At 55.8% G+C, this 8753-nt stretch carries 7 protein-coding genes; 2 read left to right on the top strand and 5 right to left on the bottom strand.

Annotation, left to right across the window (positions count from 1 at the left end; all coding sequences use genetic code 11):
• Nucleotides 1-230: 230 nt before the first annotated feature.
• Nucleotides 231-1541: an MFS family transporter gene (locus E5C26_RS19135; protein WP_135317701.1), complete on the top strand. Its 1311-nt coding sequence runs from the start codon at nt 231-233 to the stop codon at nt 1539-1541.
• 1 nt (nt 1542) lies between these two features.
• On the opposite strand, the gene E5C26_RS19130 is transcribed toward E5C26_RS19135, so the two are convergent.
• The 5 genes from E5C26_RS19130 to trxC all read right to left on the bottom strand — a co-directional run bounded on the left by E5C26_RS19130 (nt 1543) and on the right by trxC (nt 7407).
• Nucleotides 1543-1875, bottom strand: a complete 333-nt coding sequence (locus tag E5C26_RS19130) for a YfiM family lipoprotein (protein ID WP_135317700.1) — start codon at nt 1873-1875, stop codon at nt 1543-1545.
• Between the two features lie 79 nt (nt 1876-1954).
• Entirely contained in the window at nt 1955-3310 is a 1356-nt protein-coding gene (gene pssA, locus E5C26_RS19125) for a CDP-diacylglycerol--serine O-phosphatidyltransferase (protein ID WP_167796675.1), read from the bottom strand.
• A 153-nt stretch (nt 3311-3463) separates the two neighbouring features.
• Nucleotides 3464-6112 carry a bifunctional acetate--CoA ligase family protein/GNAT family N-acetyltransferase gene (locus E5C26_RS19120; RefSeq protein ID WP_135317698.1) on the bottom strand — a complete coding sequence of 883 codons (2649 nt, stop codon included), beginning with the start codon at nt 6110-6112 and terminating at the stop codon, nt 3464-3466.
• A 33-nt stretch (nt 6113-6145) separates the two neighbouring features.
• Nucleotides 6146-6850: a tRNA-uridine aminocarboxypropyltransferase gene (locus E5C26_RS19115; protein ID WP_135317697.1), complete on the bottom strand. Its 705-nt coding sequence runs from the start codon at nt 6848-6850 to the stop codon at nt 6146-6148.
• 137 nt (nt 6851-6987) lie between these two features.
• Complete coding sequence (trxC, locus tag E5C26_RS19110) at nt 6988-7407, bottom strand: thioredoxin TrxC (RefSeq protein WP_012146452.1); 420 nt, start codon at nt 7405-7407, stop codon at nt 6988-6990.
• Between the two features lie 208 nt (nt 7408-7615).
• On the opposite strand from trxC, the gene E5C26_RS19105 reads away from it, so the two are divergent.
• Entirely contained in the window at nt 7616-8716 is a 1101-nt protein-coding gene (locus tag E5C26_RS19105; protein WP_135317696.1) for a tRNA/rRNA methyltransferase, read from the top strand.
• Nucleotides 8717-8753 lie beyond the last annotated feature (37 nt).

Below are 8753 nucleotides of genomic sequence, written 5' to 3'. Positions count from 1 at the left end.
ATAAAGTACGAAGCCTCATGCGAAAGCATGGGGCTTTTTGCTTTTTCCGCTATAAATAAATTGCCGCTATTCCATTCAATTTTCATACCACTCTTCAATGTGCATCACATAAATCCCGCTATATTCTTCGCCCGCTATTTGTTTTAATCGCTAACTAAATACTAACAATTAAATTACATTTAAACAGCAGGACGCCGACTTCACGGTTTATCTGGCTCGGAGAATATAAAATGACAGAAACAACCTCGGCCATTGAGGATGGAGGGGCCGCCGATCTGGCGGTTCAGGACAAAAAGAAACGTATTTTCGCGATTGTTGGGGCTTCATCAGGGAACCTGGTGGAGTGGTTTGATTTTTACGTCTATTCCTTCTGTTCTATCTACTTTGCCGCCTCGTTTTTCCCCGCCGGCAACAGCACCACCCAGTTGCTGCAAACGGCCGGTGTATTTGCCGCAGGTTTCTTCATGCGGCCAATAGGTGGCTGGTTATTCGGTTATATTGCCGATAAGCATGGCCGTAAAAACTCGATGCTGATCTCGGTCTGTATGATGTGCGCCGGATCGCTGGTGATCGCCTGTTTACCGACCTATGAGTCGATCGGCAGTTGGGCACCAGTGCTGCTGCTGGTTGCCCGCCTGTTCCAGGGGTTGTCGGTTGGCGGTGAATATGGCACCAGTGCTACCTATATGAGCGAGGTAGCTGTAAAGGGGCGGCGCGGGTTCTATGCATCATTCCAATATGTCACGCTGATTGGCGGCCAACTGCTGGCGTTGCTGGTTTTGGTGGCGCTGCAGCAAATCCTCTCTGCCGGCGAACTCAAGGCCTGGGGCTGGCGTATTCCTTTTGCGATAGGGGCAGTATTGGCCGTTGTGGCGTTATATCTGCGTCGTTCGCTGAATGAAACCTCCGATGCTAAAACCCGTAATCATAAGGATGCCGGTTCGCTGAAAGGGTTGTGGAAGAACCGTAAAGCCTTCCTGATGGTGCTGGGCTTTACCGCCGGTGGTTCGTTAAGTTTTTATACTTTTACTACCTATATGCAAAAATATCTGGTCAATACTTCGGGAATGGATGCCAAGCTGGCCAGCGCTATTATGACCGGGGCCCTGTTTATCTACATGCTGATGCAGCCGTTGGTTGGGGCATTATCGGACAAGATTGGTCGCCGTAGCTCAATGCTGATCTTTGCCTCCTTCGCCACCATACTCACAGTACCTATTCTGTTAACGTTGAAAAATGTCAGCAACCCTTATGCAGCATTTGGTCTGATCGTACTGGCGTTGTTTATTGTCAGTTTTTATACCTCGATCAGTGGGTTGCTGAAAGCCGAGATGTTCCCGCCGGAAGTGCGGGCGTTAGGCGTTGGTCTGTCTTATGCGGTGGCTAATGCGATGTTTGGCGGCTCTGCCGAATATGTCGCTCTGTCGCTGAAGTCATATGGCATAGAGAATGCCTTCTTCTGGTATGTTTCCGGCATGTGTCTGCTGGCGTTGATCGTTTCGCTCCGCTTGCATCGCAAGGGGAAAGAAATCCAACTGTGAATCAGCGGGTGACGTGGTACAGGCTATACCCCGTGGCCGCCCCCGCCACATCCCAGGCAAAATCCTTCCAGCTCCAGCCAGTGCCGCCTTCGCGACTGTCATACAGTTCTTTGGCGGCACCCAGGCCGATCGAGAACATCAGGCCAAAGCTGCGGCTGCGGGCTTCACTCCAGTTTTGATGATCGCCATAAGCGGCACCGGCGGCGGCAAAGGCAGCGGAAGAGACAAAATGCTGCGCCTTGTCTTTTCCGGTCCAGCTGTCATTTGCCCAATGGGTGCAACCACTGGTGAACAGGACAAGGGGCAGCACAAGCAGACAGTGGAGTGGGCGCATAATGAAAACATCCTGTTGTCATGGCTCATAAAAAACCCCGGCATGGGCCGGGGTCTGCGATAGCAAAATTATAGCGCGCTTACAGTATACGGCTAATCAATCGGTCGATACGGATACGGCGCAGACGACGGATCAGCTTACGCACTTTGATCGGATACTCCTGGATGCTTTGCAATTCCAGATAGTGCCCTACCACGGTGGTATGAGTACGGATGCACTCCAGCTCTTTATGCCGCTGTTCACGCATTTCCTGCTGGGGATCGTGGATCAGAATGGCATTTTCCAGATCCAACCGCCAGGCGCGTGGGTTGAGGTTATTACCGGTAATCAACTGCCATTCGTCATCCACCCACATGCCTTTCAGGTGATAGCTGTTATCGCCGTCTTTCCACAGGCGAACAATCAACTGGCCGGTATCGATATAACGCTGCAGACGGCTAAGAAAGCGTCGCAGGTTGATTTCGTACAGGTAAGGCAGCGCGCCGATAATTTTAAATGGCTGATCTTCCGGAATATAGAAGTCATTAGCGGTTTTATCACCGACAATGATTTCCACCTGCTTGCCCTGGCGTAGCAGATAGATGATATTGCGCACCAGCAGCGCCGGCAGGTTGAAGTAGGGGGTGCACAGCGTCAGTTTCTGATCGGCGCTGGACATCAGGTGGTGAATGGTTTTATTCAGAATGCTTTGTTTGCCCAGCCCAACCAGCGGAGTTACCGCCAGCTCATCGTTGCCGGCGTTGTTGCGAAACTGATAGCCGGCACGGCGAAGGCCGAAACGGAACAGGCGAGTTTCGTTTTTGATCTCAGGGCTTTTCGGGCGATCGTCACGATCCAGACGCTGTACGGCACCGGCGGTCAGCAGATGCTGCTTGATGTAATCGACCAGGGTATTGGCCAATTCACCGTTAGTGATTAGTTGGTAGCGATCGTAACGGTATTTTTCATGCTGATGCAGGTAAACGTCATTGATACTGGCACCGCTGTAAATCACGGTATCGTCGACAACAAAACCTTTCAGGTGCAACACGCCCAAGGCTTCACGGGTGTTGACCGGTACGCCGTATATCGGCACCGGCAGCCCCGGATGCTGGTCTGCCATTGAGCAGTACCAGTCGGCGTTGGTATTGGCGGCCGCGGCGCCGATGCGCCCACGCTGGGCACGATGCCAGTCGACCAAAATGCAAATCTCCAGCTCCGGACACCGCTGCTTCGCCTGATAAAGTGCGTTGAGAATATCGCGCCCGGCGTCGTCGTGCTCCAGATACAGAGCGACCAGATAAATACGTTGGGTGGCGTTAGCGATTAATTCCAGCAGGGTGGCGCGGTAATCAGACGGCGTGTACAAAGTGCGTACATCAGCTACCGTCTGAGGGAGTTTGGGCAGTTGTGCAAGGTGTTGTTGATGTTTGCTACGTTTAAATTTTGACAACATCACAGTGCGCTTCTTCTCTCATGATTAGATGGCCTGAACGCCAAATACGGAAAAACAATAAATCGAATAATCGGGCGATAATACCACTAGTTGCCTCGATTGTGCGTATGTTTTGGCGTTAAGTGGTGGATTCGTAGCGCATTGCGACACAGGTCACTGCGCTTCCTCCGCCAGCAGCGGCAGGGTCAAATTGACGATACCGTCCTCGAGCTGCACATCGATACCAAAGCCCAACCGCTGCGCCAGTCCGATCATTCCGCGGTTGTTCGGCATGGTGATACCGGTCAGACGAGTCAACCCATGGGCTCGGGCATAGGCGATCATTTTTTCCAGCAGTTGGCGTCCCAGACCGAGTCCTTTCAGGTCAGAACGCACCAGCACGGCAAATTCCGCATCGGTATTGTCCGGGTCGGACAGGGCGCGCGTTACGCCGATGATCTGTTCATCACGTACTGCGACAAAAGCCATTTCTCGATCGTAGTCGATCTGCGTCATGTTAGCCAAATCGTCATGGGTAAACTCGTTGATCTCACTGAAGTAGCGATAGTAGAGATCTTCCTTGGTCACGCGATCGATAAAGTGTTTCAGCGCCGGCTCATCTTCCGGCAGGATCGGCCGGAACAGGCATTGCGAACCGTCTTTCAACCCAATGGTTTCTTCCAGCTCATGGGGATAAGGACGGATCGCCAGCCGCGCCTGCGGGTCACCCACAAACGGGGCAAGCTGCATGGATACATCCAGCAGGGTGAACTCGCTGCCGGAAGCCAGTACCGGGTGGATGTCCAGACGAGTGATTTCCGGGCAGTCGAGGATCAGATTGGAGACTTGTACCAACAGGCGGCTCAACCCGGGAATATCCAGCGGCCTCAGGGCGCTACGCCCGCGGATTTTTCCTCCTTTTACCGCCTGCAATACCAGATAGCGCGCCAGCGCCATATTCAGCGGCGGCAGCGCCACCGCGACCTGATTTTCCTGCCGCCATTCGATGCCCCCTTCGCCCAGCATGATCAATGGGCCAAAAATGGCATCCTGTTCCACCGCAATACGCAGCTCTTGTGCCCCGGCGCGGTTGGCCATGCTCTGCACCAGCAAGCCGTGGATACGTGCCTGCGGGTAGGTGCGCTTCACCCGGTCAAGAATAGCTTCTGCGGCACGCTGCACTTCGGTCGCGGTGCGCAAATAGAGCATCACGCCCTGCACTTCAGACTTGTGGGGAATATCCGGCGAACGCAGTTTCAGGGCTACCGGGTAGCCAATTTGTTCGGCGATATGCACCGCTTCGGCGCTGTCCTCGGCAATCCAGGTTGGCAGCGTGGTCAGGTCATAGGCCTGCAGAATCGATTGCACCTCGTGGGTATCGAGTTGCGTAGCGCCTTCGGCCAGTGCCTGTTGAATCAGCCTATGAGCATCAGCGGTGTTGGCGGTCAGGCCGACCGGGAGCGCCGGGGTTTCTTTAAGCTGTTTCTGATTACGGCGGTATTCCACCATATGCATAAACGCGGTCACCGCGCCTTCCGGGGTACGATAGGTGGGGATGCCGGCTTCGGTGAACAGCCGCCGGGCTTCCTGCGAAGAATATTCACCGCACCAATTGGTGAGCAGCGTAATGCGTTTGCCACGTGGGTGTTGTCGCACTGCCTCGATAATACGTTCGGCGGTAATGGTGCCCGGAGCTGCCGCGCTTGGGGCATGGATCAGCAGCAAGGCGTCGTAGTCATGGCTGTCGAGCAACGTTTTAACCGCCACCAGATAACGTTGCGGTGTCGCGTCATCACGCAGGTCAATCGGGTTGCCCGCGAGGATAAACTCGGGCAAAGCCTCGCCAAGCTGTGCCAGGATCTCGTCCCCTAACTGCGCCAGCTTGCCATTGCGGCCCAGCAGCTCGTCCAGAGCCATAGCGGCCGGTGCGGCTCCGTTGCTGACGATCATCAGTCGCTCGCCGCGCAGTGGGTGCATATGGCTCAGGGTCTCTACTGCGGAGAACAGCTCATGGGTATCCTGCACACGCAACAAACCGGCGCGCTGAATAGCGGCATCGTAGGCGGCATCCAGCCCCTGCTGGCTGTTAAGCAATAACTGAGCCTGCTGGCTGCGGCCGCTTTTGACCACCAGAATCGGTTTGTTACGTGAGGCGCTGCGCGAGGCGGATAAAAAGCGCCGTGCATCGCTGATGTTTTCCAGATACAGCAGGATGGCGCTGGTCTTACTGTCGCGTGCCAGAAAGTCCAGCAGGTCATCGACGTCAATATCCAGACTGTCGCCCAGCGCGATAAAATAGGAGAAGCCAACCTCACGCTGTTGCGCCCAGTCAAGAATGGTATTGGCCACGGCGGCGGACTGGGAAATAAACGCCAGCTTGCCTTTGAGAATGGGAACCGGTGAGAAACTGGCGTTAATGCCTTGCCACGGCGCCAGCAGGCCCAGGCTGTTTGGGCCCAGCAGGCGCATCGAATAACGCTGCGCGCAGGCTTTCAACTCAGCGAACTGTTCCGGCGGGGAGGAGAGCACAATGGCGGTTTTACAGCCGCGCTTGCCGAGATCTTCAATCAATGCCAGGTTGCGCTGCGCATGGGTACAGAGTATCGCCAGATCGGGGCTGATGGGCAGGCTGGCGACGTCCGGGTAGGCCATCACGCCGCACACCGCCTTGTAGCGCGGGGTGACCGGCATCACCGGGCCGTTGAAACCGCCGGCCAGCAGGTTGCTCATCATCAGGTTACCGGCGCGGCCGGGCTGTTGTGAAGCGCCGAGAACGGTAATCGATTTAGGACGTAAAAGCGCTTCTAACCCTCGCTGGCTCATGCACGGCTCCTTTAGGCAACGTTACGCCTGATTCTAGGCGGTTTGCGACGGCTTTGCTGTGACCGGTGCCTCCGGGCGGGTAGGTTTTCCTGCCAGATACTGTTGACGGAAATAGTGAAAATGCTCGGCCAGCCCGTCGGCGGCGGCCAGATCCCCGGCCTGCTGCAACAGCGCTGCCGCGACTTCGGCTGTGCAGTGCTGCTCGGTGCGGCTGGCTTCGCGCAGTTGGTAATTCGAAGCGGCGGTCACATTGAGTGAAAACACCGGAAACTGATTGAGGTACGGGCTTTTACGGAACATTTTGCTCGCCTCGGTCCAGGTGCCATCGAGCATAATAAACAGCGGCGGTTTGCCACCGGCAGGCAATTCGCTGAACACCGGGCGCTCGGGCGCGGCATAGGACGCGGGAAACACCACGTAAGGCTGGCGCTCGGGATCGTTAATCGCGGCCAGCAGGGCAGGGTCAACCTCGGTGCGCGACCAAAGAAATGCCTGGGTTTCCGGCAGAATATCGGCGATCAGTCGGCCGGTATTGCTCGGTTTCAGCGGTTCTGCACCAAACATAATCAGGCAAAAACGGCTGGCGGCAGGCTGTGGCTGGATAGTGTCACACAGGCAGTTTTTATGGGGTAGCAGGCAGCCCTGACAACGCGGTACGCGGTTGCCACGCGCCAGAAAAGGGCGGGTAGAGCGTTCCAGGCGAAATTGGCGCAGGCGAAGGACGGCGTTGTCGGTCATAAAAGTCTCGGGGAAAACCGCTATTGTAACGCAGAAAAAAGCCCGACGGGAGCGTTCGGGCTGGATTGAGTCACGGCGGTGTCGCGGGCAATGGGCAACACCGCCTATTGAAAGGCGACGGGTATAGACTTTCTGCGTTAAACTAGTTCATTGAGCCAGTTATCGAACGGCGTTTTCGGCATGGCGCCGTTAAGCATATCGACCATTTTCCCTTCGCGGAACAACATGATGGTCGGAATGCTGCGGATGCGGAAACGGGCGCTCAGTTCGGGTTCCGCCTCGGTGTTGACTTTAACGAAGCGAACTTTGCCGGCGCGCTCTTCGGCGACGTCTTCAAAGATCGGGGCAAAACTGACGCAAGGGCCGCACCACGGTGCCCAAAAATCGACCACCACCGGCAGGCCATCTTGCAACAACGAGTCCAGTGTGGCAGCGGTGGCGTTGATCACCTCGCCGTCAAAGAGCGCATGGCCGCAACGGCCGCATTTCGCGCCGTCAGCCACTCGTTCTTCAGGCACGCGGTTGGTGGCATTACAAGCTGGACAAACTGTATTCATGATGACCTCGGATACGGTGAAAGCACGACATACCGCACTCGGGTTGCGGATATGTATCTTTAATGCTGCTTATTATCGTTAAAAGTAGGGCAATGAACAAAGAGGTTTGTTCGATGAATACGATAGTTGTTAGCTTTTAGCGCAAGTAGGTGGCTTAGCACCCCAACATCAGGTAATCTTCGCGCCCTGCGCGTTGGTGGAGAAGAAAATGAACGATTCATTTAGTGGCAAGAACGGTAAAGTTAAAGTGATGTACGTCCGCAGTGACGACGACAGCAACAGCGACGACCGTAACAAGAATAAGCGTCCGGCCGGCAAAGGCCGTCCGGCAGACGGTGCGCGCTCTTCGGGCCGTACCGGTCAGGACAAGCCGCGCGGTAATAACGATCGCCGTGGCTCTGGCTCTGATTCCCGCCGCAGTGAAAGCGATCGTCCTCGCCGTCCAGCGCAAACTGAAGACCGTGGCGGTTATGATTCGCCGTGGAAAACCGTGTCACGTGGCCCTGAAGAAGAGCCGGCGTTTGATCACGGCGGTATCAGCGGCAAGAGTTTTATCGATCCAGAACAGTTGCGTCGTCAGCGTGCGGAAGAAACCCGCGTTTACGGTGAAAACGCCTGTCAGGCCCTGTTTGCCAGCCGTCCGGATGCTATCGTCCGTGCCTGGTTCGTGCAGTCGGTCACGCCACGTTTTCGTGAAGCACTGCGCTGGATGGCGGCAAACCGCAAAGCCTATCACGTGGTGGATGAAGAAGAGCTGGCCAAAGCGTCCGGCACCGAACACCACGGCGGCGTCTGCTTCCTGATTAAAAAGCGTCAGGGTCTGGATGCGCAAACCTATCTGAAAGAAGCCCCGGCGAAAGACTGCGTGCTGGCGCTGGAAGAAGTAGGCAACCCGCACAACCTGGGTGCTATCGTGCGTTCTTGCGCTCACTTTGGCGTTAACGGCGTATTGTTGCAGGATCCGGCGGTGCTGGAATCTGGCGCAGCGGTGCGTACGGCTGAAGGTGGCGCGGAGCATATCAAGGCCATTAACGCCGATGACTTCCTGTCGGTGCTGGATACCTTCCGCAAGGCGGGTTACGCCATCGTCACCACTTCGAGCCACAAAGGGACTCCATTGGCGCAGGCTAAACTGCCGGCCAAAATGGTACTGGTACTGGGTCAGGAACGTGACGGTCTGAGCGACAGTGCCTGGCAGCAGGGCGACATGAACGTGTCTATCGGCGGTACCGGCAAGGTAGAAAGCCTGAACGTATCGGTCGCGACCGGTATTTTGCTGGCTGACTGGTGGCGTCAAAACCAGGCCTAATATACCCGTCGCCTTTCAAGCTGCAGCGTTGTTACCT

This window comes from Serratia proteamaculans (genome assembly GCF_004684015.1).
Lineage (GTDB): Bacteria > Pseudomonadota > Gammaproteobacteria > Enterobacterales > Enterobacteriaceae > Serratia > Serratia proteamaculans_F.
The sequence above is the reverse complement of the archived record's forward strand: the minus strand, read 5'-3'. Positions and strand labels throughout refer to the sequence as shown.